Genomic DNA, 26,289 nt, shown 5'->3' with positions numbered 1-26,289 from the left:
CATCTCCCATCTAAAAAGCGTCCTGTAAATTTACAGGACGCTTTGTCTATTTGTTTTACAAACTTATAACAATGCCGCAAAATGCTCATTCGGTGCTTCAGGCACAGCCACTTCACCCAAGCATAACAATTCGTGTTCTATGCTGATAGCAGGCGCAATAATGGTCGAATTGCCTGTGACCACCACTTTGCCATCTTGATTGACCACTTCGCACGCCAAAGTGACAATTTTTTTGTCGTCACGTTTGTCAGCAACAGTCAAAGTCACAGTCAAAGTATCACCAATATTTACAGGACGCTTAAATTGCAAATCTTGACCCAAATAAATCGTACCAGGGCCAGGAAAGCGTGTACCCAATACCGCTGAAATCAAACCAGCGCTATACATGCCGTGTGCAATCACGCCTTTGAACATGGTTTGTTCGGCATATTCAGGATCCAAATGTGCAGGATTGGTATCTCCCGTTACAGCCGCAAACAACAACACATCTTTGGCCGTCACTGTTTTTTCCAAACCCCCGCTTTGCCCTACTGACAACTCATCGTAAGTAAAATTTTTCATCTCAACTCCATTGGATTGTAATCACGACTCATTAGGTCGATTTTTAGAAGTTAGATAATACACTAATGATGAATTTATCATAATTAATTTGTCACTCATCTCAAATGATTGATTTTATGCCTCACATAATGAGATATTCAATCAAATGGATGCAAAAGTGCGCTCACTCAAGCAATGCTACTTACCCACTAAGGAGAAGGGGTTTCCATCATTGCTTGCATCAACGCATTCAAATCTTCAGCAATTTTTCGTGGGTCTTGTTGATTCCAAGCCGCTTCTACCAATTGCTGTGGGCTTAATGTACTATTTTCAGCTGTGTCTAAACCATGGATAAGTGTCTTTGTTTGCTCTACCAGTTTGCTCATTATTTGAAAATGTCCTCTCAGTCATCATAAAAAATTACTCATACTTAATCATATAGATATTTTACTTTAAGTATCCATAAAATAAGAAAAACCTTATCTAAAATCAAATACCAAAATCATAAGAATAATTATTTTTTAACAAAAAATACCAAAATTTCAATTTCTAATTAACATTTAATTTCATGAAATAAGACTGTAAAGCAATCATTTTCATATTTATTTTCACAAAAAAAAATATTGCCATTATTTTATGTTTTTTTAATATTTATCTTCGAAAATCATCAATATGTGAATTAAAAACAACAATTAAAAAAGCCAAGCTAATGCTTGGCTTTTTTAATTAACTTCATATCAAATCATAAAATTTCGAATCGAGGTCTCAATTCCAACAACATCTAAACCCAGACCTTGTAAAATCAATTTAGGATCACCGTGTTCAGTCACCACATCTGCAATACCAAGGTTCAAAACAGGCTTACACAATTTGTTTTTAGCCATGAATTCCAATACCGCAGAACCTGCACCACCTTGAACCGCATTTTCTTCCACAGTGACAATAAAATCATGATTGTTTGCCAACTCAATAATCAATGCTTCATCCAAAGGCTTCACAAAACGCATGTCGGCGACCGTAGCATTCAAATTGTCAGCGGCCTGTAATGCAGGCTGCACCATGCTACCAAAAGCCAATATAGCCACTTTTTCACCTTGGCGACGAATCAAACCTTTACCGACTTCCACCGTCTGCAATTCACGTCCTGCATCCACGCCCGTACCACTACCACGAGGATAACGCACAGCTGTTGGTTGATTTAATTGGTAACATGTTGACAATAACAAACGACATTCATATTCATCCGATGGCGCTGCAATCACCATATTAGGAATACAGCGCATAAAGCTCAAGTCATAAGCACCTGCATGAGTAGGACCATCCGCACCAACAATACCAGCACGGTCAATGGCAAACATCACTGGCAAATTTTGAATCGCCACATCGTGTACCAATTGGTCATATGCTCGCTGTAAGAAAGTCGAGTAAATTGCCACCACTGGCTTAATACCATCACAAGCCAAACCACCTGCAAACGTCACAGCATGTTGTTCCGCAATGCCCACATCAAAATAACGATTTGGATATTGTTTTTCAAACGCCACCAAACCCGAGCCTTCACGCATGGCAGGTGTCACACCAACCAAACGATTGTCTACGGCAGCTTGGTCACACAACCATTGACCAAATACTTGTGTGTATGTCACTGCAGCTGGCGTACTGGATTTAACAGGACCTACGGCAGGATCCATTTTACCAATGGCATGAAATCCGACAGGGTCGTTTTCAGCCAATTTATAACCATTGCCTTTTTTAGTGATAATGTGCAAAAACTGCGGGCCGCTTTTACTGCGCAAGGTTTTTAAAGTTTCAGTCAAACCCAATACATCATGACCATCAACAGGGCCTGTGTATTCAAAGCCAAACTTCTCAAACAATGAAACATGCATGTCTAATGGTGAGCCATCCACCGCTTCTTTGAGTTTATTCTCAAAACGCTTGGCCACATCCAACACACCGGGCAATTTGTTCAATACTTTTTCGGATTTGTTTTTAGCAGACTTCACCAAATCTTTCACATCTCGCATCACAGACGATGCCAAATATTTTGGTAAAGCGCCAACATTAGGAGAAATCGACATTTCATTGTCATTCAAAATGACTAATAAATTGGTATCTTTCATATCCCCTGCGTTGTTCAAAGCTTCAAATGCTTGACCAGCAGTCATCGCGCCATCACCAATAATCGCGACATGACGGTTAGGACGACCTTGTAATTGATCGGCCACTTGCATACCCAAAGCTGCACCAATAGATGTAGAAGAATGACCGACACCAAACGCATCGTAAGGTGATTCGCAGCGCTTAGGGAAGCCTGCCAAACCATCTTTTTGACGCATGGTGCCCATACGATGTTTTCGACCTGTCAAAATTTTGTGTGGATAACTTTGATGCCCCACATCCCACACCAAATGATCATTCGGCGTGTTATAAACATAATGCAAAGCAACGGTTAACTCGACAGTACCCAAATTGCTGGCAAAGTGACCACCAGTTGCACAAACCGTTTGCAATAGAAACTCGCGCAACTCATCGGCAACTTGTGGCAAATCAGATTCAGGCAGTTGGCGCAAATCTGAAGGTAATTCAATTTGATTTAATAATGATTTTGTCATAGTTGTAATATTCTGAGGTGCTTGATGTTTTGACTATTGTAGCTGAAAACATTCTAACATTTGTTATCATGGAATAAATGATTGCTGCAATGCAAGATGCAACCACTTATTCACGGTGGTAAGGATGGTTGTTTAAGATGGATACAGCGCGATAAAGCTGCTCGGTCAACAAAACACGTACCATGCCGTGTGGCAAAGTTAAACTGGAAATACGCATCAACAAACGGGCTTTTTGTTTAATTTTATCGGTCATGCCATCGGCGCCACCAATAATAAAACACACATCTTGACCATCTTGCAACCAACGTCCCATGTGTTCTGCCAATTGAACCGAAGTAGGCGCTTGGCCACGTTCATCTAAAACCACTAAAAAACAGCCTGCTGGAATCGCTGCTAACAAGCGCGCTTCTTCAGCCAACATGCCTTGCTCTGCATTCACGCCTGCACCACGCTTTTCAGGCTTAATCTCTTTGATTTGGTAATTGATTTCGCGTCCAAAACGCTTGGCATATTCTTCGGTAGCTTCAGCCACCCAACGTGGCATTTTGTTTCCAACTGCCAATAAAGTGATGTTCATGCACACTCACATCTGTTACAGGACGCTAAATTATAACGGATTGTGGCAAACTGCGGTCAGCCCAAATCGCCACCACTGAGATTTACCACAATCGTACATGTAAAATACGGGTAATTTATTTGTTTTTAGGCACTTGACCTAAAGCACTGGCAAGCAACAAACCACTGACAATAATACCGCCACCAACCCAATGGTAGTGCTGCAAACTTTCACCTAATAATACATAGCTTAAAATCGATGAAAATACTGGCATGGTATACAAAGCCAATGAAGCCTTAGCAGGACCCACTTGCCCCACGCCATAATTCCATGCCACATAAGACACAATGGATGCCATAATGCCGATATAAGCCAAAATACCCAAATTGGTTGCATTCCAACTCGGCAAACCCAATTGTGCCACTTCCCAGCCAGCCAATGGCAACATCAATATCACCGCCAAACACATCATCACATTGAGCATCGCCAAAGGCGGCAAACCCAATTTTCCAGCCCAAATTTTTAACAATACCGTATAAACAGACCACGCCACCACAGCGACCAACATCCATAAATCACCTTGGTTAAACTGCAATTGCACTAAGGCTTCGATATTGCCTCGGCTAATCAAATACAACAATCCTGACGCTGCAATGCTCAAGCCTAACCAAGAAGCAGCTTTAGGCCATTGTCCCATCAATATGCCAGCTGCCATAAATGTCGCCAACGGAATACAGGTATTGAGCAAAGCAATATTGATGGCAGTGGTGTGATGTGCTGAAGCGTAAAGCAAGCTGTTGTAAATCACCATCCCCAAAATAGCCAAAGACAGCAGCTTTTTAAAGACATCCCATTTCAACCAAATGCCTCGGTGTTGGTAAATGGTTTTAACGCAAAACGGCAACAACACCAATGCCCCAATACTCCAACGCAAAAAATTCATCGTAATCGGCTGCAAATCACCACTACTGGCATATCTGGCTAGCAATGCATTGCCCGCCCAAATCATATTGGCCAACAACAAACATCCCACTGCAGTTGCAAGCTGCTTGGTCATGTCTCACTCTCCTTTGATAATATGATTGTTACTCCAAAAAACAAGCGTCCTGTAATTTACAGGACGCTTGTATAAAACCATGATTTGGTTTGATTAGTCTGCGCTGCTCCAAGGCTTGGCATGACCTGAATGAAAAGATGGTTTTTCGCCACCCCACAATGCTTCAATATCGTAAAAATCACGTACCGCTGGCAACATCACGTGAACCACCACATCGCCTGCATCGACCAAAGCCCATTCGCCACTTTCCGTGCCTTCGGTGCTCAAAACTTCAAAGCCTTGCGCTTTCAAGTCAACCGCAACATTGTTCACCAATGCTTTCACTTGGCGGTTGCTATCGCCACTGGCAATGATCATGCGTTGGAACAACGATGTTTTGGCAGCAACATCCAATACCACAATGTCTTTACCCTTAACATCTTCCAAAGCATTCACGGCCACATCGACCATTTTTTGTAAATCTACTGTATCTGTCATCTTATTTAAAACTCTTAATCTGACGCTTAACGGTATAAACCATGTGTGCGTATATAGTTTTGCACCGGTTGACCGACCCAAGCGTCTATGGCTTGATGATGCCCAATGGCATCGCGTATCTGGGTGGAGCTAACGTCCTCAGCCTGCCATTGTAACAAACGTAGCTGTCCTGCGCTCGAACTTCTTGGTGCACTTAAAGCATCGCCCAATAATTGGTGCATTTTTGGCGCAACTTGTTGGATTTTTTCACCATTACGAGCAGCAACCGCAATATTCGTCAGCTTAAAAATGTCTGCATAACGATGCCAAGTATGCATTTGCAATAGCGAATCCATTCCCATTAACCACCACAATTCGTCTTGCGGAAAATATTGTCTGAGAATTTGCAAAGTATCCACCGTATAAGTCGCACCTTTGCGCACCATGTCCACATCACTCACCGCAAAACGCTCATCGGCAGCAATCGCTATTTCTACCATATTCAAACGATGTTCAGCGGAAGTAGGCTGGCTCGTCTTGTGATACGATTCACCAGTCGGAATGAAGACCACTTGTTGCAATTGCAATTCATCGGCAAAAGCCTTGGCCATACTCACATGACCTTGATGAATGGGATCAAACGTGCCGCCAAACAAACCTATGCGCATGGTAAATTGTCCGCAACATTGCTATAACCATCTACTACCAAATTCAATTTACCCGTTGTCGGATGTATCACCAAACCATGAATCGGAATCGATTTAGGCATCAATGGATGATTGCGTATCATGTCTACTGAATGACGAACACTTTGTTCGACATTATCAAAACCCGTTAACCAACCATCCAAATCAATGGCAGCATGGCGCAAAGTATCAATGCATTGCGTACTGATGCCTGCTTCTTCGGCTTTTTCCAACACGTGTTTTGAATTCAAGCCGCGCATACCACAGTCATAATGTGCCACAACCATGATTTCTTTACAACGCAATTCAAACACAGCCACTAACAGCGAGCGCATCACCGACCCCCAAGGATGGGTCACCAATGCACCAGCATTTTTAATCATTTTGGCATCGCCATTTTTCAAACCCAATGCTTGGTTCAGCAACTCAATAATGCGTGCATCCATGCACGACAAAATGGCCAAGCCACGATTTGGGTATTTGTCACTAAAAAATTGGACGTATTCACCCGCATCTACAAAAGCTTTGTTGTGATCCAATACTTCGGTCAATAAACTCATGATTCAAGCATCCTACTCATTTTTTTCAGACCACTATGCTACCACAAGCATGCAATCTACTCCCTGTAATGCTTGTCTAAAAAATGAAAAACCCATCAGATTTAACTTAGTTTGACACTCTAAAAACCTTTTGATTTTTGAGATATCAATTTGAATCTTCAATTCAAAATAGCATTGGCCGTATTGTCCATAGACTCTGGTGGCAATAACCAATATTTGCGCAAGTTTTGTACCGATCGGGTCCAAACCACATATTTGCCCGCATCTTTCCAATCCATATCAGCCAAGTCCATGCCCTCAGGCACATACAATGCCCTCATTTCAGACAAAATATCATCTAATTTTTGATTCCAAACAGTGATTTCATCTTGCACATTTTCTTCACGCAAAACACGGTTTTGGTCTATCAAAGCTTTAACCAATCGCAATGGAATGGTTTCAGTCAAATAAGCCAAATCATCCGTCACAAACGTATGTCGTTTCAGGCCGCCTGCGAGATTGACAAACAACTCAAAACCGTCATTTTTACGTACCAAGTGTCCTGAAATTTTCGCCAATAACAATTGCTGTCGCACCAAATCCAAATTGCGCTGCCCAAATTGCAAGCTAATATGACGCAGTTTTGCAGCCAATCCATCAATGTGTATCCATTCCAATACATCATCATGCTGAACATGTTGCTGATACACACTTTGATATTGGTATAAACCCATCCACTCTTGCAAATAACCTGTATGCATCATGACCATTTGAATTTGCTGTTCAACCTCAGTAGGCACCACCGCGACATTTGGATTCACTCTTTTGGCAATTTCTTTCATCCACAAGACCACTGTTTGGGCTTCTGGATTTTGCAAATCCAAAGAACATAAAATTGCTGCCGAAGATCTAGATTGATAATGCTCACTTAAGACTTTACCCAATGGCTCCCATTGGGTTTTATAGCCACGAGTCATACTGTCAATAATGTGCTTACTCAATTGCTGTACTTGCAATTGCGTTAAATCGGTTAAGCGTTGCTCAAACATCAAACTCAATGGACTCACACCTGATTGCGGCGTTTGCATAGACAAACGGTAACTGATTTGAGCAGCAATTCGTTCCACCAATGTCAACCATTGTCCTTGCTTCATCCATGCGAAAAGCTGTGTAAAATCTCCTTGTTCACCCACTCGGCGTGTCCAAGTTGACTGCATTTCAGGCACCCAATCATTCAAATCAACTATAAATTCGCGTAATAAGTGCTGTGCTGTACTAGAGGTAGGTTGTAGCAAATATTGATGCACACCATTTTTATAATTCTTAGTGACCCACACATTCTGAGAATCTATTTCCAGCTGTGACAAAACTTCACTTTGTGTTTGTTCTTGTTTAAGCCACAATTTTTTAATGCCATCCACCGAATTCAAAATATTTTGGTAGCATGGCATCAAGGTATCAATCAACTTAATGGCAAATGAAAATGCCTTATAATGAGATTGCAAAACATATTGTGTTTTTAACAATTCACCCAGTTCTAACATGGGTATTTGTTCCATGCGCCCACGTTCACGACGGCTACTGTTTTGCCAAGCATCCATCTTTTCTTGCCACAAAGACTGCTGTATCAAATACTCTTCACGCATCCGTCTTTGTTGCAATTCAAATTTTTCTTGTAACAATATGTAATATGACAATGCTTCGGGAATTTGCATCGCAAGCTGATTTAAGTCATATTCACCATGGAAACATTGACTCCAGATTTTAGACTCAATCACTTTGCCTTGCGCTTCTAGTAATCGCTCTAAGCGCGACTGCGACAAAGAGTAATATTGTTCTACACCCGCTTCCCTAAAATATTTGTCATAAGCTTTTTGAAATAAAACATACAACTCATCGGCTTTCTCTTTCCATGATAATTTTTTCATGTCTTGTACTTGTTGCACAAAAAAATCACCACGGACTTGCCACTCTTTTTCAATGCTTTCATGCTTGGCACTAGAACCTGCATCTAAAGAAGCATTGAGCAGCAAACTTTTCTCATCCAATATCCAACCGGCCTGTAACCACCCGTCATTGGTTTGTAAAACACTTTTTTTAACTCGACTAGGCTGTAACAACAAACCCAATAACTGCACTTGTATGGTTTGCGTCATCATTTTTTGTGCAGCAGTCATGTCCATTTGCAATGAAGCTTTCAACAAACTAATGACCCGTGGCAACATGACTTTTTTATTAATGTCACTCAGTTTAGGAAAGTCCTCTTTCAACAAATGCTCAAAGGTATCCATACCGAGTTTTTGTTGCGGCAGACTCACAACTTGTTCAATCAACGGCGCATAGTCAAAAGCCACATCACTTTTGTGTGGCAATTCATGTAGAAAACTGGCTTCCCACAAAGGTATATTTTCAACTGCGTAAGGCGTTTGACTGTCTAAGTTGCAGGGAAGCCATGCTTTTTGTCCAATACCATTGTATTCAGATAATAAAGCTGCAACGTTCAATTTTTCAAACTCATTCAGGCTTTGCGGATTTTGAGAAACGAGAAAAACCAAATAACAACGAATATGAGGATAATGCAGACGAATTTGACACAAAACATCCCAACAAATACTGCTGGCCAACATATTCGTGGTATCAACCAATAACACCACACTCACTGCATGTTGATCAGAATACGGCGCCAGTTCAGCATCAAAACTTGACCAAAATAATGCTTGATGTTGCCAAAAATGCTTTCTTAACAAGCGACGAGCCGCACCGCGCATTTTTAATTGTTTGCTATCAAATATCGTATCTGCTACAGATATTTTAGGTATATCAATGATTTTCAGGTCGCTTACTTGGCTGATAATAGGTGGCTGATAACGTACCTCATCAGTAATCAAAATCGCCTTACAAGCATGCGCATTGATCATCGATATTGGATTGTCTGCCACTTGTAAATTTTGAGCCGCCGAAACAGACAAGCCACCTAAACTAACAACCAATTTGAGCGTTTGCATACTGAATACTCTCTCACTGCCAAATAACGATTTAAATGATTAAACTTCAAAAGTGTGTCACACCATCCATGACCCTGCTTAAAAGGTATCAACTAACGAAGATATGATAAGAATCCACCTCAAAATCAATACCAGATTTGTAGCGAATATATATATTTAAAAAAAATGAACTTTCAGATTACTAAAGCAAACTAAAATCCCACCTAATTTTAATGATTTTTCCATCCATCAAATACCATCTCAGACACACTCAACCCATCTAAAAGATAGCTTTCAATCGATTGTAGTGGATTTTGTACACTACAAATACTGACCCTAACAAATAGTCTTTGACAATCACAGTACCTGTGCATAACAGCCATTAACCATTCTATTCAAATAAATTCTTTATGAAAACAAATATTTCTTAACTATATTTCACCTAAATCAACGAATTTAGTCTGAAATAGGTTTCAAGATGGCGTGTTATTGTTTATCATTCCAAACAACTGAATGTCATAGCATTATTTTAAAATGGGTTCATCTTTAAAATACAAAGGTCTCATTTTTTTAATAAAAACGGCTACTCAGGCAATACTAAGCATATAGTTATGAAAATATAATTAATTAAAGCATAAAATTGCTACATATTTTCACAAAAAACCAAACGCCTTATCATCACTATCACTCATAGCCGTCTGACGCAAAAGAGTGTTATTTTAAGATTTTAAATTACACTAGCATTACGCAATATCATTTTGATTTGAGTTTAAACACCCAGTTAGCTCTTTATAATCGCTCCAGCAATATATTATTTGGTCATTGATTTAAATATCCGATTTTGAGCTCTTCAAGGTGTTTTTTAGCCAGCAATAAGGACAAGCGAGGTTACCCCATTTATGGCCAAGCAATTAGAACTTAAAAACTCCACGTTCTCCCGTTACCGTGGCCTGATCCAATCCATTGTATTGTTCTTGGTATTGGTAATTGCCGTATTGACGTTCAACATTTACACCATCTTTTTGGTTGAACGCAATAGCACGCAAGTAGCAGCCGCTCAACAATTGCGAGGTCTGACTCAAACCATATCTCGTGACTTGTATGACTTAAAACTGAGTCAATCGGAAGATATCCGAAGCCCACATATTCAATATACCTTGAGTCAGTTAACACTTAATAAAGACCGATTCAATAAAATTGTCAGTGCTTTTGACCAAGGTGGCGTGATTGAAGACAGTCTTGGCGCTCAAGTCAGTATTAATGCCTTGGAAGACAACCAAAAAGTCTCTTTGGAACAAATCAAATTACAATGGCATTCATTAAATACCAAATTAGATGGCTACTTAAAAGTAGCCAATGACATCAACACACCAGCTTTGATTCTAGATCAAGTAGTCGACTCAACGCAGGGTTCAAGTGTCAGTATCTACAACCACACTAACAGTATTTTGAATGAATTGAGCCAAGCCTCTTTGCAACAAGCAACGTATTTGCGCTACTTACAAATTACCGCAATTAGTTTGGCCGTTATTTACTTTGTCGTATTTATGTTCTACTTCGTACGCCGATTGACCACTTCCGATGCCGAGGCCAATGAAGCACGTCGAGAAACAACCGAGATTTTAGATACGGTAAAAACAGGTTTGTTCTTGTTGGATAATGACTTAAACATCGGTCAACAATATTCTAAAGAGTTGGAACAGATTATTGGTCACCGCGATATTGGTGGTAAAAACTTCTCTGAAATTTTGACTACCATGATTTCAGACGATGACATGGATACCACACAAGGCTTTATTAAACAGCTGTACAATCCAAAAGTAAAAGAACGTTTGATTGCCGACTTGAATCCTTTGGCACGTATTGAAACAACAGTAGATGACTTATCTGGTTATCAACGTACTCGCTTTTTGGACTTCAAGTTCTCTCGAGTTTACAGTGGCAAAGACATTATTCGCGTATTGGTCAACGTATCTGACATTACCGATACCGTGAAATTGGAGCAACGTCTATTACAAGAACGTGAACACAACGATTTGCAAATCGACATGTTGACGACCATCTTAAATACCGATGCAGCTTTGATTACCGACTTTATTAGTGCGGTTCACAAACACACAGATACCATCAATGAGATTTTGAAAGGCAGTGGTACGTCACAAAGCGAATTGCAACAAAAATTGCAAAAAATCTTCCGTGAAGCCCACAACTTAAAAGGTATTTCTAGTAGCTTGGGTCTGTATGCATTTGCCAATGCCAGCAATGCTTTTGAAGACAAAGTAACCAGCTTGCAAAAAGAACCATCTTTGTCAGGTGACGATTTCTTACCATTGGCAGTCTCTTTGGATGAGTTGATCAAATTGACTCAAATTATTGACCAATTGAACAAACGCATTAGCAGCAGCCAAGCCGACGGTACGGTTCAAGTGAATGTTCCAGAAAACATCAACAAAACCACAGCACCATTATTTGCCTTTACTCAAAACTTGCAGCAATTTGCTCAAGATTTGGCCAAACGCCAATTCAAACAAGTGAAATTGACCACACAAAGTTTAGAAGATGCAACGCCTAAAACCAGTTTGGACGAAGCGATTCGTGACATTGCCATTCAAGTGTTACGCAATGCCGTTGTGCATGGTATTGAAAGTCCAAGCATACGCTTGACCCGTCAAAAAAATCAAACAGGTCACGTACAAATCAAATTGCATGTGGATTCAAACCAAGTTCAATTAACCATTGAAGACGATGGCCAAGGCATCAACTATGACGCCATCAAAGCCAAAGCCATCAGCAGCGGCCTGTACTCTGAAAAAGAAATGGAATCTTGGGAAAATCGCAAACTATTGGGACTGTTATTCACTCCTGGCTTCTCGACGTACAACCAAGCTGACGATGATGCAGGTCGTGGCGTAGGCTTAGATGTGGTGAAAGATCGTGTACAAAAATTAGGTGGCAAAATTGGCATCCATTCGCAGCCGGGTCAATTTACACGCTTTAGTTTCACCTTCCCATTATAAATTCGAAGAAAAAGGTTCATAAATATGGCATATAAACTCATGGTCGTGGATGATTCCAACATCATTCGCAATCGCATCAAAAGGGGATTCAATGCTTCACAATTTGACTTGGTAGCAACCGCTAGCAACGGCTTAGAAGCATTAGAAGAATTTAAGAAACACCTTCCAGAAGTGATTACCATGGACTTAACCATGCCTGAAATGGATGGTTTAGAGTGCATACGCAACATTATTAATTTAGCACCGGACACATTGATTTTGGTTATTTCAGCCTTATCAGACAAAGCTACCGGTATCAAGGCATTGGAATTAGGGGCTTGCGGTTTCATTTGCAAACCGTTTACAGAAGACGAGCTGATGGAAGCTCTGAATGAATTGGTTCAGGATTAAAATATGAAAGAAGACAAATTAAAAGTATTCATCGCAGGCGCTCAGCATTATTTCAGCCAAATCGATAAAGAAGAAATCATCATCGGTACGCCTTATTTGGTTGAAAACAAAATGCCGGCTGCGCATGACTACACAGGCATCATTGCCATTTCAGGCAATAACACGGGTATTGTGTATTTCACAGCACCACGCATCTTGCTGGCTCATATTTTAGAAAGCATTCAAGAACCAGATTTGTCTGAAGAAAACATGACAGATTTAGTCGGCGAAGTGGCCAATACCATTGCGGGCAACTCGCGCAGTGAGTTTGGTGAAGAGTTCAATATTTCAGTGCCAATTGTCATTTGTGGCGCACCTGATGAAATTTTGTTACCACGCAAAGATCGCTCATTTGTCATTCCATTGGAATGGCGCAAACACCATGCGGCCATCGTTATTTGTTTGCGTAAATAATGAACTGCTCCACTGAATCCGCATATTGTTAGGAGAAAATCATGCTTGTTCGTCGACCTGTACGGGCATTTCTTGGTTTGGCTGTTTCTGTCATGCTCTTAAGCGCATGCCAACAACCCACAAAAGCTGGTGACGCAACCGCTGAAGCGGTAGAAATCCAAGAAATTCCAAAGCCATCTGAATACATGGACACCAATTTGCCAGAAAATGCGCCAACGTATTTGGTCGGCACCATGGGTTCTTATGCACCAATGGAGTTTCGCGATGAATATGGTCAATCTATTGGCTTTGACATGGACATTATTTATGCCATTGCTGCGCGCCAAAAATTCCATATCAATGTTTTGACCCATCCTTGGGATGGCATCTTACATACTTTGAATACAGGCGAGCGAGACATCATCATCTCATCAGTCAACTTGACGCCAGAGCGTGAAGAGGTTTATCAATTCTCACAACCTTATTTCGCACTGCAAGACGTATTATTGGTTAAAACCACCAATGATAAAATCCACAGTTTTGAGGATTTAGTGGCCAATAAAAGTAAGGTTTCTACCTTAAAAGGTTCTGCTCAACAAACCAATATCATGCAATTAGGTGTCACCGAAAACAATGTGATTCCATCAGATAGCCAATTTATTGCCCTAAAAGCCATGTTTGCCGATTCTTCTGAAGCAGTCATTGGAGATGGACCAGTCATGGATTATTATGCTTTAAGCTATCCTGAGGTGCCAACCAAGCGTTTGACTTTACCTGATGCGCCGACCCAATATTTTGGTATTGCTGTGAAAAAAGGCAATTACGAGCTCAGAGACAAGCTCAATGCTGGCTTAAAGCAAATTCACGAAGAAGGCATTTACGATCGTATTTACTTTAAATGGTTTCACAAACCTGTTCCTAAAGACTTTTTACCTTGGGCTAACGGTTAATGGTAGACTACCACCTTACTATTTTCCGAATATCCATGAACGCAAAGCAGGATGTACAGGTGGCAGACCATGTTTGAGCACAAAATCATTTTTACCGGCCCTGTAGGATCAGGGAAAACGACGCTAATTAAAGCATTCAGTGATCATGATCCTGTGTTAACAGAAGTCCGTCCATCTGACGATGTCGCAAGCATGAAAAACCAAACCACTGTAGCCATGGATTATGGCTCAGTGGTTTTGGATGAAGAAACCAAAGTTCACATGTATGGCACACCTGGCCAACACCGTTTTGACTTCATGTGGGAAATTCTCAGTCGTGGCAGCATGGGCTTGGCTATTTTAGTCAATGCGCGTGCGCCTGATCCTTTAGGCGATTTGCGTTTTTATATGGAAGCTTTTAAAAAGCTGATTGTAGAAGACCGCACACCCTTGGTCATTGGTGTTAACCACATCGACAAAACCAATCCACATATTGCTGCAGCAGATTTCAAACAAGTCACGGACGAATTTCGTCCTAATATTCCGGTATTATTGGTTGATGTGCGTGAAGGCAAAGATGTACGCCGTTTGATTATGTCTTTGTTGTTTGCTATCTAAGATGACATCTATCAAAACAGTGTATCACTACACTGTTTTGACGGACGTTATTGAATATTAGCGCTTCAGTTTAGCAAAAGCTGCGGCCATAGCACCATCAGAAACCACTTCTTTTTCAGGACGCTTTTGTTGGCGATTTGGCTGATTCATGTTGCGATTGGAACGCTCAGATACCGCACCACCCACCTCATCCTCCAAACGCATCGTCAACGCAATACGCTTGCGCGCCACATCCACACTCAATACTTTGACTTTTACTACCTGCCCTGCCTTCACCACCGTATGAGGGTCAGAGACATATTGATTGGCCAAAGCTGAGATATGAACCAAACCATCTTGATGTACGCCAATGTCAACAAATGCACCAAATGCCGCCACATTCGTCACCACGCCTTCCATGATACTGCCGACAACCAAATGCTTGATGTCGTCCACGCCTTCGGCAAATATAGCGGTTTTGAATTCACCACGCGGATCTCGACCCGGTTTTTCCAATTCACTCAAAATATCCAACACAGTTGGCAAGCCAAATTGTGCATCCGTGTAACGAGTGGCCTGTAAATTTTTCAGGACGCTTATATTGCCAATTAAATTCTTAGCATCGGTTTTGGCATCCAACAACATTTTCGCCACAATCGGATAAGCTTCAGGATGCACAGACGAGGCATCCAAAGGCTCAGTTCCACCTTGAATACGCAAAAATCCTGCCGCTTGCTCAAATGTTTTGTCGCCTAAACGCGGTACTTTTTTCAATTGTTTGCGATTTTTAAATGCGCCATTTTCATCACGATAAGCGACAATATTTTGCGCCAAAGTCTGATTCAAACCCGATACCCGCGCGAGCAAGGGCGCAGAAGCCATATTCACATCCACACCCACTGCATTCACACAATCTTCCACCACCGCATCCAAACTGCGCGCCAATTGCACTTGATTGACATCATGCTGATATTGCCCCACGCCTATGGATTTAGGGTCGATTTTCACCAACTCTGCCAATGGGTCTTGCAAACGGCGCGCAATCGATACCGCTCCACGCAAAGACACGTCCAAATCAGGAAATTCTTTTGCTGCCAATTCAGATGCCGAATACACTGAAGCGCCCGCTTCCGATACCACCAATTTGTGCACACTCGCATCGCCCAAGGCTTTAATCAACTCTGCCGCCAATTGGTCAGTTTCACGGCTGGCCGTACCATTGCCAATGGCAATCAATTTGACTTGGTATTGTTTGATCAAACGTGCCAAAGTCGCCAAAGCACCGTTTTTGTCATTGCGCGGCTGAAACGGATACACCGTATCGGTTGCCAACAATTTGCCGGTGTCATCCACCACAGCGACTTTCACGCCTGTACGAATGCCCGGATCCAAACCCAAAGTCACCAAGCGCCCTGCCGGAGCTGCGAGCAACAAATCTTTCAAATTGCGTGCAAACACAGTAATCGCCGCCACATCGCCTTCGGTTTTGATACGATGAATGGCTTCTAACTCCAAAGACAAAAACAATTTCGCCCGCCAAGTCAAACGCACCGTGTCTTTGAGCCATTTGTCTGCCGCACGCTGCTGGTCTGCAATCCCATAATATGCAGCGATTTGGTTTTCAAATTCACTGGCTTCGGTAATTGGCGTGTCATCGGCTTGGTACACAATTTTGACATTCAGGATGCCTTCATTGCGGCCGCGCAACAAAGCCAAACTGCGGTGCGATGGCAAACTGCGCAAAGGTTCTTGATGCTGGAAATAGTCTTGAAACTTTTCACCTTTTTGTTCTTGTCCAGCCATCACCTCACTGCGTATCTCGCCCACTTGCCACAAACGTTCACGCAAACGTCCTAGTAATACCGCATCTTCAGCAAACTGCTCCATCAAAATCGCGCGCGCACCATCCAAAGCCACTTTGACATCTTGAATATGATGTTCGGCATTGAAATATTTTGCCGCTTCCGTATCCAAATCGGTTTCAGGACGCTGCCACAAAGTCTGCGCCAAAGCCTCTAAACCTGCCTCGCGCGCGATTTGCGCCTTGGTGCGACGCTTGGGCTTGTAAGGCAAATACACATCTTCCAATTCGGTTTTGTTGTCTATCGTCTCAATCTGCGCTTGCAATGCATCCGTCAATTTGCCTTGCTCGTTGATGCTTTTGAGTATCGTCGCCTTTCGCTCTAGCAATTCACGCAAATATTGCAAACGCTCAGCAAGCAAACGCAATTGCGTGTCATCCAAACCGCCTGTCACTTCTTTGCGATAACGCGCAATAAATGGCACTGTCGCGCCTTCATCCAACAAGCCCACAGCCGCGTCGACTTGATGTGCTTTTGCTGCCAACTCAGTGGCCAAAATTTGGGTAATATTCATGGTTTACCAATGTCTCCAAACAGATGCTTGAGCTTAAATAAGTTTGATGGTTTTGTCATTACACAAGCTGTATGATTGACAACAAAGCGTCCTGTAAACGTTTTACAGGACGCCTCAAAACCATGCCAATCATTTTATCTTGTCATCAAACCTCATATTTATTTGACCAAGGAAACCCATTTTCATGCGAACCTTATTGATTGCTTGTTTGGGCTTGTGCAGCTTAAACGCATATGCCAACGACTTAAGCTCTGAACAAAAAATAGCGGTACAACAATTCATCCAACATTTCAAAAACAATGATGTCAATGCCATCGTAAAACTGGTGGATTATCCTCTCGAACGTGAATTGCCGTTACCTGCCATTCAAAATGCTCAAGAAATGAAGCAGCGTTTTAACCAAGTCTTTGATGCCAAACTGACACAAAACATTGCCAATTCCCACATCAACGATTGGGATCAATACGGCTGGCGTGGTATTTCGTTGAGCAATAACCAAACACAAAATGATGTGTGGCTGCGGGATGATGACAATGACAGCACAGGAAAAAATTTGAAAATCATTGCCGTCAATCACAGCAGTGCCGCTGAAAAAAAATGGCGTCAACAACTCTTGCAGCAACAAAAAAACAAATTACACGCATCATTAAAAACATTCCAAGAGCCTATTTATTTGTTCCAAACGCCAAACTATTTGGTACGCATAGACCAATTAGATGCCCAAACCTACCGTTATGCTTCATGGAAAAAAAGCCAAAACCAATCGAGCAAACCCGATTTGCTGCTAAAAAGCACCGATTTTGAAGTAGAAGGTACTGCTCGCAATGAAATCGTGCGCTTTGAAAGCGGCCCTTATATGTATGAAGTATATCGCAACAGAATGGGTGAATCTTCCGCCGACATCTTGTTGACGGTATTTAAAAATGAAGTGGAAGTTTTACATGAAGAAGGCATGTTAATACCCCATTGATATCTACGGCACAAACAAGCCACAAAAAACCACGCCTCAGCGTGGTTTTACATGTATTCATCTATTACTTTTTTTCAATCACAGGCTTAAGATGGTGCGGTTTGCCATCATGATGCTTGCCTTTATGACCTTTTTTACCATTCATGTGTTGCATAGGCACTGGTTTTTTAGCTTGTTCTAAATACGTTTGTTGCTGTTTTTTGTCCAAAACTTGGAAAATAGCATGTTCTTTTTGCAATTGTTTGATTTGGTGGCGTGCCATTTCTTGTTCACGCAAACTGCCCAATTGTTGACGCACTTCTTGCTGCTCTTGGATTAATTTTTGTGCTTGTTCGGTGTTGAAATTTTTGTTTTGCAACACGCTAGAACGCTGCTCACGCAATTGACCCAAACGATTTTGCAAAGCGTCTTTTTTCAAATCACGTGTTTGTGGCACGTTTTTCATGTCTTCACGGTATTGCTTTTCAATCGCTTCGATTTTACCAATTTGTGCTTGGCTCAATTTCAAATTGGCATAACGGCGTTCAATGTGTTTTTTGGTCATTTCCGCTTTTTGCGCATCCGTCAAAGCCGCGCGTTTGGCTTGGTGTTGTTCATTAGCGTGGTGCATCGGCGCTGCCACAACCATACTTGAAACACCCAAAACAGCAGCCGCAGTCAAACCCAATAAAGAGGTTTTCATCATTTTCATTGGTCAATCCTTATATCTAAATGGTGTCTGACAGACCTGCGTATCTTAACCGCTTTCATTGTTAATGACATTAGAATTAAAGTTAAAAAACTTAAAATATCGATGCCATAACAAAACAAGCGTCCTGTAAAACTTTACAGGACGCTTGTTTGAGACAATACAGACCATCAATGCAATTGCGCTACCATCACAGGCAAACCACGAATGGTCGCAATCTTCTCTTCTGCCGAATTCACACGACCTTTAAACGCAGCCAATTCAGAATTGCTCAACGTCCGCACAGGCAAGGCTACCGTCGATGGATCGACCATCTGACCATTAATACGCACTTCATAATGCAAATGCGGCCCTGTCGAGCGACCTGTCGTACCCACATAACCAATCACTTGACCTGCTTTCACGCTTTTACCATTGCTAATGCCCGGCTCAAACTTACTCATGTGCGCATACAAAGTTTCCATGCCTTTGCGATGACTGAGCATCACAGTTTGACCATAACCACCTTTGGTACCAACAAATGACACCACGCCATCAGAAGGTGCCACAATTGGCGTACCCGTTGGCACAGCATAATCCATACCTGTGTGCATGCGATACGTCTTCAAAATCGGGTGAAAACGCATCCCAAAAGCAGAACTCACACGCGCAGCAGTTTGAATCGGTTTGTTCTCAAAACCTTTGGTAATGGATTTACCACGATGGTCGTAATACGCACCGGTGTTATCGCCATGGTCAAAATAATAAGCTTGGAACAAGCGACCATCTTTGCCCACTTCGACTGCCAAAATATTGCCCGCTGAAATTTCTTGACCACGGAAATAATGGCTTTCGTACAATACTCGTACCGTATCGCCTTCTTTCAAATCATCCAAGACAAATTTATCGCCAAACATTTCACTGATGGCTTCGCGAATTTCCACAGGCACTTTTGCCTGTGCCAAAGCACCACGCGCGGAAGTCACCACATTGACAGCACGCAAAGTCGGCATCGTCACCGTATCCACTTCAGTAGCAGAAGCTTGCCACTGATTATCGACTTTTTCCAAAGCCAATAAGGTTTTTTCACCGTCTTCATCATCACTGAAAAACTGAATGGCATTCAAGCCGCCATCATTGTCACCTTGTATGCTCACCATTTGATGCGCACGCAAACGCACAAGCTCTGGACTAAAGCTTTTTTGTGCCAATAAATTTTGCACTTCCTTATTGCTCACACCCAAACGATTTAAGAAGGTCGTGAAATTCTCGCCTTCATTCACTTGTTCTTCGCGCCAATAAACTTCTTTAATGGGTGCATGCTGTAAAACAGGTTTACTCAAACGCTCAATCACTCGCGTCATGTCAGGACGCTGTGCTTCTTGCGCATCACCGACAGCAAATGCTGTTACTGAACCCAATAAAGCCACGACCATAGGAATGAGCATCCATCGTTTGGTTCTTTTAGCTGAATTCAAATTGATTCCTTATTTCACTTATTGCTTTCAATCAAAAAATACAATTGCGCCAAACAAATCAAGTGGATTCGTGGCGCAAATTTAGATTGATTCATTAATATCGATACGGATTATAAGTGCGACCCATATACAACACCTAATAACTTTCCATCACTTTACAATTATGCAGCGAAAATTAATCTTTTACAATCAATATACTTATAGTTAAATTTAAAGAGTCTATGCTCCAAATCAACATTGGGCAGAACACCAAGCCACCATATCGTCTATGCCCACGATAGGTTAAAATATATTTTTTACTCATTAAGATGACTGCGCCATGCATTTGACCTTGTGTCTACCTGGATTGATTTGGCCACACGCTGCCGCCACTGGACAAGTCCCAAAAAACTTGCCTACACAAGCCATAGATGAGTGGTTGCGTTTTGGCAACATACAGCCGTGTCAACGTGAACGCAGTGATTTGTACCGCCAAATACAAAGCTATACCAGTTTACTCCAACATTGCCAACAGCAAGCAGGTTTGGCAGATGCACCTCATGTCTTTTTTGCCAGCCCAGTATTACAACGGGTAGACATGCACAGCATGAGCGTGAGCGATGGTAGCAATCTCAATCTCACGATGTCTGAAGCGCAAGCCATGTGCCAAGACATCAACGCTTTTATGGACGATGACCTGTTTCACTTTGTTCCCCAGCGTGAATATCTATGGTTGGTTACCAGCAGCGCAGCCATCGAATGGCATTTGCCGCCAGTATGTGACATCGAAGGTCAGCTAAAATTCATGCCGCGCCCACAAAGTGATAATCGCAAAGCCAGTGCCAAATTACAAACCTTGCAAGCTGAACTGCAAATGTTTTTAAGCCAACATCCTGTCAACCAGCAACGCCGTTCCAATAAGCAAGCAGAAATCAACGGCATTTGGTTTTGGCGTGACTTGGCCAGCGATACACCTTTGGATGCCAATATTCCTTTATTGACCGATGCACCTTTATTACAACAATCTGCCAACACTCAAACCGATGCGCCTTATGATTGGTCAGCTGCCGCAGCTTGGCTACAAGAACAAGGTCGCCCTGAACAAGCCATTTTGTGGCTCAATCCATTGGAAGCACCGAGCATGTTTGGCGACATTTGGGGCTATCAAGATGCATTTCAAGCTTTGAATGAACGCTTTTTACAGCCCATTCAGCAAGCATTAAAACGCGGTGAACTACAATCTTTGACCATTAAAACCGATGGTGAAACAGGCTTTGATTTGCATTTCCAAACCAAACAACGTTGGGCATTTTGGAAACGTGGTCACCATTTCAACCATTATTTGCAAGCGTCTGATACCGAATGAAACCACATATCTTGGCTCGAGAGCCCGACAGCGCCATACAACAACAATTGCAAAATGCAGGAATCAATCCATTATTAGCCAAACTCTACGCCTCACGCGGCCTGAAAGATTTGAGCGAAACGGACAATGCTTTAAGCCATTTATTGCATTTTCGAGATTTGAAATCCATCCACCAAGCCGCAGCACAATTGGCGCAATACATTGATGAAGGCAAACGTTTGCTCATCATTGCCGATTATGATGCCGATGGTGCGACCGCTTGTGCCGTGGGTATGAAAGGTTTGCACTGGTTTGGCGCTAAAATCGATTTTTTGGTACCCAATCGTTTTGAACATGGTTATGGACTCACGCCACTGTTGGTCGATTTGGCACATGCCGCAGGCGCACAAGTGATTATTACGGTCGACAATGGCATCGCTAGCAGCGCAGGTGTCGCCCATGCCAAAAATTTAGGCATAGAAGTTTTGGTCACCGACCACCATTTGCCTGGTGATGAGTTACCCGATTGCACTATTGTCAATCCAAACCAGCCTGAATGTGGCTTTAGCAGCAAAAGCTTGGCTGGCTGTGGCGTGATGTTTTATGTCTTGTTGGCTTTGCGTGCACATTACAAACAATTGGGTCGTTATGACACACAAACGCCACCGAATTTAGCGCTATTGCTGGATTACGTCGCGCTTGGCACTGTCGCCGATGTGGTCAAACTCGATCACAATAATCGCATTTTGGTCGCGCAAGGCTTAAAACGCATTCGTGGCGGCAAAGCTGCTTTAGGCATACAAGCTTTGTTTGAAGTGGCCAAACGTGATATCCATAAAGCAGAACCTTTTGATTTGGGCTTTGCCATAGGTCCTCGCATCAACGCGGCAGGACGCTTGGGCGACATGAGCGTGGGCATACGTTGTTTGCTGGCCGAATCTATGCAAGAGGCACAAAACTTGGCGGCAGAATTGGATTCTTTAAACCGTGAACGCCGCAACATCGAACAATCCATGCTCAAAGAAGCTTTGAATCTGCCTGAGTTTCAAGTACAAGACACTCAAATGACAGTCACCGCTTTCCGTGATGATTGGCATCAAGGCGTGGTTGGGATTGTGGCAAGTCGGTTGCGTGAACGCTATCACCGCCCTACTTTTGTCTTTGCACCGGGCGACAATGGACAATTGCGTGGTTCAGGGCGCTCGATTCCTGCTTTGCATTTGCGGGATACGCTGGATTTCATTTCCAAACGCCACCCCAATTTAATTGCTCAATTTGGTGGTCATGCGATGGCAGCAGGATTAAGCTTGCCCGCTGAAAATCTCGCTGCCTTTCAGGACGCTTTTGAAGCAGCGGTGCGTGAACTCATCACATTGGCAGACTTGACCCAAACTTTTTTGACCGATGGGGTTTTAAACCGCCACCAATTGAATTTGCAATCGGCACAAGACTTGAACCAAGTCATTTGGGGACAAGGTTTTGCAGCACCGATTTTTGAAGGTATTTTCAGTGTTCAATCACAAAGAGCGATTGGTGTGGGACATAAAAAAGCTGAACTGAAAAGCCAAGATGGGCAAGTGGTCGAAACCATGTTTTTCCGCTGCGAAGAAGACTTGCCCGCTACCATTCATTTGGTCTATCGTTTGGTAGACAATCAATGGCGTGGGCAACACATCTTGCAATTGCACAGTGAATATTGGGAAGCGGCCTGAAAACCTTTACAGGACGCTTAAAACATCGTGTTGAAGCTGTCCCACAATAAACTCACCGCAATCAATACAAACACCACCCCGCAACTGCGATTCAACCACAACAAACGGCGGCCTTGCTGCAACCAACTGGACAAAGCTTGGCCGCTGATGCTGTATAACAATTGCCATACAATTTCGATGACAAAAAAAGTGGCAATCAAAATGCCATATTGCGGAATTTGCGGGGCATCGCTTTGGATGAATTTCGGAAAAAATGCCGCAAAAAACAAAATCGCTTTAGGATTGGACAAAGACACGCCCAAACTGGTCCGAAACAATTGCCATGCTGACGGTGTGATTTTTTCTCCTGCTTCTACATTCAAATTGCCGCCATCACTGTGCCATGAACGGTAACCCAAATACGCCAAATACAGCGCACCCAAACATTTGAAAATTTCAAATGCCAAAGGCGATTGTTGGCTCAACAAGGCCACGCCCGCCAACGAAAACCCCAAAACCAATATCAAACCCGCACTCAAGCCCAATAAAGCCCACATGGTTTTTTTCAAACCATGGTTTAAGCCTGATTGAAATGCCCACAACATATTGGGTCCGGGTGTTGCTGAAATCAACAAAGTACTGCTCACAAACAACAACCACTGCGTTAAATGCACGATGTCACCCGCTTGTTTAGACGAAGAGACAACATCATAACAAAGCCACATCCTTATGGATAATATTGTCATATATATAACAAGTAACTGCTTGTTCTATTAACATCTGTTGCGTGCTGAAAAAATTTTACGTCAATCTCACACAAAATACTGTTAATAGTAACCATTCTCAGTTAGAATCATGCCCTATGAAAAAGAACACGCAATTTGCCTTAACCATATTCGCCGTGAGCTTGCTACACGCAGCAGGGATTGCTGCTTTGTCTTCGTTTGAAGACAAGCCAGCGGAGTTAATCACCACTCAAGAAGAGTTGACTTTCGTCGAAATCGGCAGCGCCCCACCACCTGCAGCCGCACCTTTGGTCGCACCTGTGACGCCTGTGGTTAAAAAACCAAAACCGCAGCCTGACATCAAACGCACCATTGTCAAAAAGCCTGAAGTCGAGCGTGTAATCGAGCGCAAGCCTGAGCCTAAGCCTGAGAAAAAAATCGAACCTAAAATCGAAAAACCTCAGCCTGAAAAAATCGTTGCCAAACCCAAACCTGCTGAACCAACAGCGCCTGCCAATACAGCGCCCACTCAAACAGCCAGTGCAGGTACCCATCAAGCTGCTGGTTCTCAAGGTAGCGGCAAAGGTACAGCTATTGGCAAAGAGGGTGAAGGCAAAGGTGGCGGCTCTGGTTCTGGTGAAGGTAATAGCAAAGGTGGTGGCTCTGGTCCAACCAGCGGACCTAAAATTGCAGGTTCTGCCAGTTGCTTAAGCCCCGTGTACCCACAAGAATCGATAGATCGTGGCGAAGCAGGATCGGTTAAAGTACGTTGGACGGTGGGTGCTGATGGCAGCGTCCTGAACGTAGAAGTCACAGGCTCTAGTGGTCACGCTCGTTTGGACAATGCAGCATTGCGCCAAGCTAAAAAATGCCGTTTTAGCCCCGCTTTAAAAGGTGGCGTGCCGGTACAAAACAATTACACTCGCCCATACAACTTCAAAATCAGTTGATGGCGCAAACGAACACTGAGTCAGTTGATTTCCAATCAGCTGACTACAAAACAAATAAATACATGAAGGATAATGGGTTATGAATTTGGGTTTGGTATTTGAACAAGGCGATGCCGTTCTGATTTTTGTCTTTTTATCATTGGTAGTCATGAGCATTGCCACATGGTCTATCATCATTTGGCGCACATTCCGTTTGCTCAAAGCTAAAAAAGCCAATCGCGTTGAATTGGAAAAATTCTGGAATGCTTCATCTATTGCAGAAGCCCACAAAAATGTCGATGCACAATATTCACCATTGGCACAGATGATCAATGAATCTATCGAATTAAAAAACACCTACCAACAACGCCAACAACCAGGTAATTTAGCGATTCAAGTGCCATTTGACACCTATATGACTCGCCACATTCGCAATGCTATGACCAAAGCTTTGCGCCCATTTGAAAGTGGCTTGACCACTTTGGCCTCTATTGGCGCAACCGCACCATTCATTGGCTTGTTCGGTACAGTTTGGGGTATTTACCATGCCTTAATCAACATCAGCGCTGCAGGTCAAATGAGTATTGCTGCGGTAGCAGGTCCTATTGGTGAGGCTTTGGTGGCCACTGCCGCAGGCTTGTTTGTGGCCATTCCTGCCGTATTGGCTTACAACGCATTGGTTCGTGGTAACAAAACTTTGTCACACGAATTGGACAGCTTTGCACACGACTTGCATGCACAATTGGCTGTTGAAAAGAAAACTCAGGAGTAAATCATGTCTTTTGGTTCAATGAATGACGGTGGCAACGACAGCCCAATGGCGGAAATCAACGTCACCCCTTTGGTCGATGTGATGTTGGTATTGCTGATTGTATTTATGGTAACCATGCCTGTTTTGACCCATCAAATCCCTTTGAATTTGCCCACCGCTTCGGAAAATGCCAAAGAGCAACCTGTCAAAGAGCAAAAAGAACCGTTTCGTATGGATATTCGTGTAGATGGTACTTATCATGTGGATGGCAAAGAAATCACAGCCGATAAATTGGTACAAGAGTTGAAAGTCCAATTGGAAAAAGACCCTGATACCGTCTTGGCCATTGCCGCAGACAAAGCCTCAGAGCACGAAGCATTAACCACTTTACTGGCCGCTGCACAAGAAGTGGGTTTGACCAAAGTCGGTTTTGTAACGGAAACACCTGCTGTTTTGACCGCTCAATAAATCATTTAAAATGCATTAAAAGCCTACCTTTAAAAGAATGGTAGGCTTTTTTATATGCTTTAACTATTCTTAACATGTTAGGCAATGACAAAATGCTACCTTTCAGGTCAAA

The 26,289-nt window shown here is 42.7% G+C and carries 24 protein-coding genes; 11 read left to right on the top strand and 13 right to left on the bottom strand.

Features of this window, described 5'->3' with window-relative positions; all coding sequences use genetic code 11:
- Window positions 1-63: 63 nt before the first annotated feature.
- From ADP71_RS12480 to ADP71_RS12440, 9 genes are all read right to left on the bottom strand, one after another.
- Complete coding sequence (locus ADP71_RS12480; protein WP_019959250.1) at window positions 64-561, bottom strand: MaoC/PaaZ C-terminal domain-containing protein; 498 nt, start codon at window positions 559-561, stop codon at window positions 64-66.
- A gap of 188 nt (window positions 562-749) precedes the next feature.
- Window positions 750-926, bottom strand: a complete 177-nt coding sequence (locus ADP71_RS12475) for a hypothetical protein (RefSeq protein ID WP_019959249.1) — start codon at window positions 924-926, stop codon at window positions 750-752.
- A gap of 351 nt (window positions 927-1,277) precedes the next feature.
- A complete protein-coding gene (gene dxs / locus ADP71_RS12470; protein WP_171461192.1) occupies window positions 1,278-3,155 on the bottom strand; it encodes a 1-deoxy-D-xylulose-5-phosphate synthase in 1,878 nt (625 codons plus the stop codon).
- A gap of 106 nt (window positions 3,156-3,261) precedes the next feature.
- A complete protein-coding gene (gene rlmH / locus ADP71_RS12465; RefSeq protein WP_019959247.1) occupies window positions 3,262-3,732 on the bottom strand; it encodes a 23S rRNA (pseudouridine(1915)-N(3))-methyltransferase RlmH in 471 nt (156 codons plus the stop codon).
- Window positions 3,733-3,847: 115 nt separating this feature from the next.
- Complete coding sequence (locus ADP71_RS12460) at window positions 3,848-4,768, bottom strand: DMT family transporter (RefSeq protein WP_019959246.1); 921 nt, start codon at window positions 4,766-4,768, stop codon at window positions 3,848-3,850.
- A gap of 93 nt (window positions 4,769-4,861) precedes the next feature.
- Window positions 4,862-5,245: a ribosome silencing factor gene (rsfS, locus tag ADP71_RS12455; protein WP_019959245.1), complete on the bottom strand. Its 384-nt coding sequence runs from the start codon at window positions 5,243-5,245 to the stop codon at window positions 4,862-4,864.
- Window positions 5,246-5,271: 26 nt separating this feature from the next.
- Complete coding sequence (gene nadD, locus ADP71_RS12450) at window positions 5,272-5,892, bottom strand: nicotinate-nucleotide adenylyltransferase (RefSeq protein WP_019959244.1); 621 nt, start codon at window positions 5,890-5,892, stop codon at window positions 5,272-5,274.
- Window positions 5,883-6,470, bottom strand: a complete 588-nt coding sequence (locus ADP71_RS12445) for a beta-class carbonic anhydrase (RefSeq protein ID WP_019959243.1) — start codon at window positions 6,468-6,470, stop codon at window positions 5,883-5,885. Before ADP71_RS12445 ends, nadD begins: the two co-directional genes overlap by 10 nt.
- A gap of 158 nt (window positions 6,471-6,628) precedes the next feature.
- Entirely contained in the window at window positions 6,629-9,454 is a 2,826-nt protein-coding gene (locus ADP71_RS12440) for a hypothetical protein (protein WP_019959242.1), read from the bottom strand.
- An 878-nt stretch (window positions 9,455-10,332) separates the two neighbouring features.
- On the opposite strand from ADP71_RS12440, the gene ADP71_RS12435 reads away from it, so the two are divergent.
- The 5 genes from ADP71_RS12435 to ADP71_RS12415 all read left to right on the top strand — a co-directional run bounded on the left by ADP71_RS12435 (window position 10,333) and on the right by ADP71_RS12415 (window position 14,819).
- Window positions 10,333-12,450 (top strand): ATP-binding protein, encoded by a 2,118-nt coding sequence (locus tag ADP71_RS12435; RefSeq protein WP_171461191.1) that lies wholly within the window; start codon window positions 10,333-10,335, stop codon window positions 12,448-12,450.
- 24 nt (window positions 12,451-12,474) lie between these two features.
- Window positions 12,475-12,840 carry a response regulator gene (locus ADP71_RS12430; protein WP_019959240.1) on the top strand — a complete coding sequence of 122 codons (366 nt, stop codon included), beginning with the start codon at window positions 12,475-12,477 and terminating at the stop codon, window positions 12,838-12,840.
- Between the two features lie 3 nt (window positions 12,841-12,843).
- Window positions 12,844-13,293 carry a chemotaxis protein CheX gene (locus tag ADP71_RS12425; RefSeq protein WP_019959239.1) on the top strand — a complete coding sequence of 150 codons (450 nt, stop codon included), beginning with the start codon at window positions 12,844-12,846 and terminating at the stop codon, window positions 13,291-13,293.
- Window positions 13,294-13,334: 41 nt separating this feature from the next.
- Window positions 13,335-14,222: a transporter substrate-binding domain-containing protein gene (locus ADP71_RS12420; protein WP_104932318.1), complete on the top strand. Its 888-nt coding sequence runs from the start codon at window positions 13,335-13,337 to the stop codon at window positions 14,220-14,222.
- A gap of 69 nt (window positions 14,223-14,291) precedes the next feature.
- Window positions 14,292-14,819 (top strand): GTP-binding protein, encoded by a 528-nt coding sequence (locus ADP71_RS12415; RefSeq protein ID WP_019959237.1) that lies wholly within the window; start codon window positions 14,292-14,294, stop codon window positions 14,817-14,819.
- A 57-nt stretch (window positions 14,820-14,876) separates the two neighbouring features.
- Here the strand turns inward: ADP71_RS12415 and ADP71_RS12410 are convergent, their stop codons facing one another.
- Window positions 14,877-17,174, bottom strand: coding sequence for a Tex family protein (locus ADP71_RS12410; protein WP_171461190.1), 2,298 nt, complete (start codon window positions 17,172-17,174; stop codon window positions 14,877-14,879).
- A 184-nt stretch (window positions 17,175-17,358) separates the two neighbouring features.
- Between ADP71_RS12410 and ADP71_RS12405 the strand changes: the two genes are divergently transcribed.
- Window positions 17,359-18,144, top strand: coding sequence for a hypothetical protein (locus ADP71_RS12405; protein ID WP_019959235.1), 786 nt, complete (start codon window positions 17,359-17,361; stop codon window positions 18,142-18,144).
- Between the two features lie 64 nt (window positions 18,145-18,208).
- Here the strand turns inward: ADP71_RS12405 and ADP71_RS12400 are convergent, their stop codons facing one another.
- The gene (locus ADP71_RS12400) at window positions 18,209-18,835 is read right to left on the bottom strand and encodes a hypothetical protein (RefSeq protein ID WP_171461189.1); all 627 of its coding nucleotides are present in this window, start codon (window positions 18,833-18,835) and stop codon (window positions 18,209-18,211) included.
- A 167-nt stretch (window positions 18,836-19,002) separates the two neighbouring features.
- Window positions 19,003-20,289 (bottom strand): M23 family metallopeptidase, encoded by a 1,287-nt coding sequence (locus ADP71_RS12395; RefSeq protein ID WP_026353675.1) that lies wholly within the window; start codon window positions 20,287-20,289, stop codon window positions 19,003-19,005.
- 319 nt (window positions 20,290-20,608) lie between these two features.
- On the opposite strand from ADP71_RS12395, the gene ADP71_RS12390 reads away from it, so the two are divergent.
- Window positions 20,609-21,634, top strand: a complete 1,026-nt coding sequence (locus ADP71_RS12390; protein ID WP_019959232.1) for a hypothetical protein — start codon at window positions 20,609-20,611, stop codon at window positions 21,632-21,634.
- A complete protein-coding gene (recJ, locus tag ADP71_RS12385; RefSeq protein WP_019959231.1) occupies window positions 21,631-23,325 on the top strand; it encodes a single-stranded-DNA-specific exonuclease RecJ in 1,695 nt (564 codons plus the stop codon). Before ADP71_RS12390 ends, recJ begins: the two co-directional genes overlap by 4 nt.
- Before the next feature lie 17 nt (window positions 23,326-23,342).
- Here recJ and ADP71_RS12380 read toward each other — a convergent pair whose 3' ends face one another.
- A complete protein-coding gene (locus tag ADP71_RS12380; protein WP_237343026.1) occupies window positions 23,343-23,978 on the bottom strand; it encodes a LysE family translocator in 636 nt (211 codons plus the stop codon).
- A 188-nt stretch (window positions 23,979-24,166) separates the two neighbouring features.
- On the opposite strand from ADP71_RS12380, the gene ADP71_RS12375 reads away from it, so the two are divergent.
- The 3 genes from ADP71_RS12375 (at window position 24,167) to ADP71_RS12365 (ending at window position 26,177) form a co-directional block, all read left to right on the top strand.
- Window positions 24,167-24,979 (top strand): energy transducer TonB, encoded by an 813-nt coding sequence (locus ADP71_RS12375; protein WP_019959229.1) that lies wholly within the window; start codon window positions 24,167-24,169, stop codon window positions 24,977-24,979.
- 79 nt (window positions 24,980-25,058) lie between these two features.
- Window positions 25,059-25,730, top strand: a complete 672-nt coding sequence (locus ADP71_RS12370) for a MotA/TolQ/ExbB proton channel family protein (RefSeq protein ID WP_019959228.1) — start codon at window positions 25,059-25,061, stop codon at window positions 25,728-25,730.
- A 3-nt stretch (window positions 25,731-25,733) separates the two neighbouring features.
- Window positions 25,734-26,177, top strand: a complete 444-nt coding sequence (locus ADP71_RS12365; protein WP_019959227.1) for an ExbD/TolR family protein — start codon at window positions 25,734-25,736, stop codon at window positions 26,175-26,177.
- Window positions 26,178-26,289: the final 112 nt, after the last annotated feature.

Source organism: Vitreoscilla sp. C1, assembly GCF_002951955.2.
GTDB lineage: Bacteria > Pseudomonadota > Gammaproteobacteria > Burkholderiales > Neisseriaceae > Vitreoscilla > Vitreoscilla stercoraria.
The sequence above is the reverse complement of the archived record's forward strand: the minus strand, read 5'-3'. Positions and strand labels throughout refer to the sequence as shown.

Excerpts from the sequence above, each read along its gene's own strand:
- ADP71_RS12480 (WP_019959250.1), bottom strand. The coding sequence starts at position 561 with ATGAAAAATTTTACTTACGATGAGTTGTCAGTAGGGCAAAGCGGGGGT.
- ADP71_RS12475 (WP_019959249.1), bottom strand. The coding sequence starts at position 926 with ATGAGCAAACTGGTAGAGCAAACAAAGACACTTATCCATGGTTTAGAC.
- dxs (WP_171461192.1), bottom strand. The coding sequence starts at position 3,155 with ATGACAAAATCATTATTAAATCAAATTGAATTACCTTCAGATTTGCGC.
- rlmH (WP_019959247.1), bottom strand. The coding sequence starts at position 3,732 with ATGAACATCACTTTATTGGCAGTTGGAAACAAAATGCCACGTTGGGTG.
- ADP71_RS12460 (WP_019959246.1), bottom strand. The coding sequence starts at position 4,768 with ATGACCAAGCAGCTTGCAACTGCAGTGGGATGTTTGTTGTTGGCCAAT.
- rsfS (WP_019959245.1), bottom strand. The coding sequence starts at position 5,245 with ATGACAGATACAGTAGATTTACAAAAAATGGTCGATGTGGCCGTGAAT.
- nadD (WP_019959244.1), bottom strand. The coding sequence starts at position 5,892 with ATGCGCATAGGTTTGTTTGGCGGCACGTTTGATCCCATTCATCAAGGT.
- ADP71_RS12445 (WP_019959243.1), bottom strand. The coding sequence starts at position 6,470 with ATGAGTTTATTGACCGAAGTATTGGATCACAACAAAGCTTTTGTAGAT.
- ADP71_RS12440 (WP_019959242.1), bottom strand. The coding sequence starts at position 9,454 with ATGCAAACGCTCAAATTGGTTGTTAGTTTAGGTGGCTTGTCTGTTTCG.
- ADP71_RS12435 (WP_171461191.1), top strand. The coding sequence starts at position 10,333 with ATGGCCAAGCAATTAGAACTTAAAAACTCCACGTTCTCCCGTTACCGT.
- ADP71_RS12430 (WP_019959240.1), top strand. The coding sequence starts at position 12,475 with ATGGCATATAAACTCATGGTCGTGGATGATTCCAACATCATTCGCAAT.
- ADP71_RS12425 (WP_019959239.1), top strand. The coding sequence starts at position 12,844 with ATGAAAGAAGACAAATTAAAAGTATTCATCGCAGGCGCTCAGCATTAT.
- ADP71_RS12420 (WP_104932318.1), top strand. The coding sequence starts at position 13,335 with ATGCTTGTTCGTCGACCTGTACGGGCATTTCTTGGTTTGGCTGTTTCT.
- ADP71_RS12415 (WP_019959237.1), top strand. The coding sequence starts at position 14,292 with ATGTTTGAGCACAAAATCATTTTTACCGGCCCTGTAGGATCAGGGAAA.
- ADP71_RS12410 (WP_171461190.1), bottom strand. The coding sequence starts at position 17,174 with ATGAATATTACCCAAATTTTGGCCACTGAGTTGGCAGCAAAAGCACAT.
- ADP71_RS12405 (WP_019959235.1), top strand. The coding sequence starts at position 17,359 with ATGCGAACCTTATTGATTGCTTGTTTGGGCTTGTGCAGCTTAAACGCA.
- ADP71_RS12400 (WP_171461189.1), bottom strand. The coding sequence starts at position 18,835 with ATGAAAATGATGAAAACCTCTTTATTGGGTTTGACTGCGGCTGCTGTT.
- ADP71_RS12390 (WP_019959232.1), top strand. The coding sequence starts at position 20,609 with ATGCATTTGACCTTGTGTCTACCTGGATTGATTTGGCCACACGCTGCC.
- recJ (WP_019959231.1), top strand. The coding sequence starts at position 21,631 with ATGAAACCACATATCTTGGCTCGAGAGCCCGACAGCGCCATACAACAA.
- ADP71_RS12375 (WP_019959229.1), top strand. The coding sequence starts at position 24,167 with ATGAAAAAGAACACGCAATTTGCCTTAACCATATTCGCCGTGAGCTTG.
- ADP71_RS12370 (WP_019959228.1), top strand. The coding sequence starts at position 25,059 with ATGAATTTGGGTTTGGTATTTGAACAAGGCGATGCCGTTCTGATTTTT.
- ADP71_RS12365 (WP_019959227.1), top strand. The coding sequence starts at position 25,734 with ATGTCTTTTGGTTCAATGAATGACGGTGGCAACGACAGCCCAATGGCG.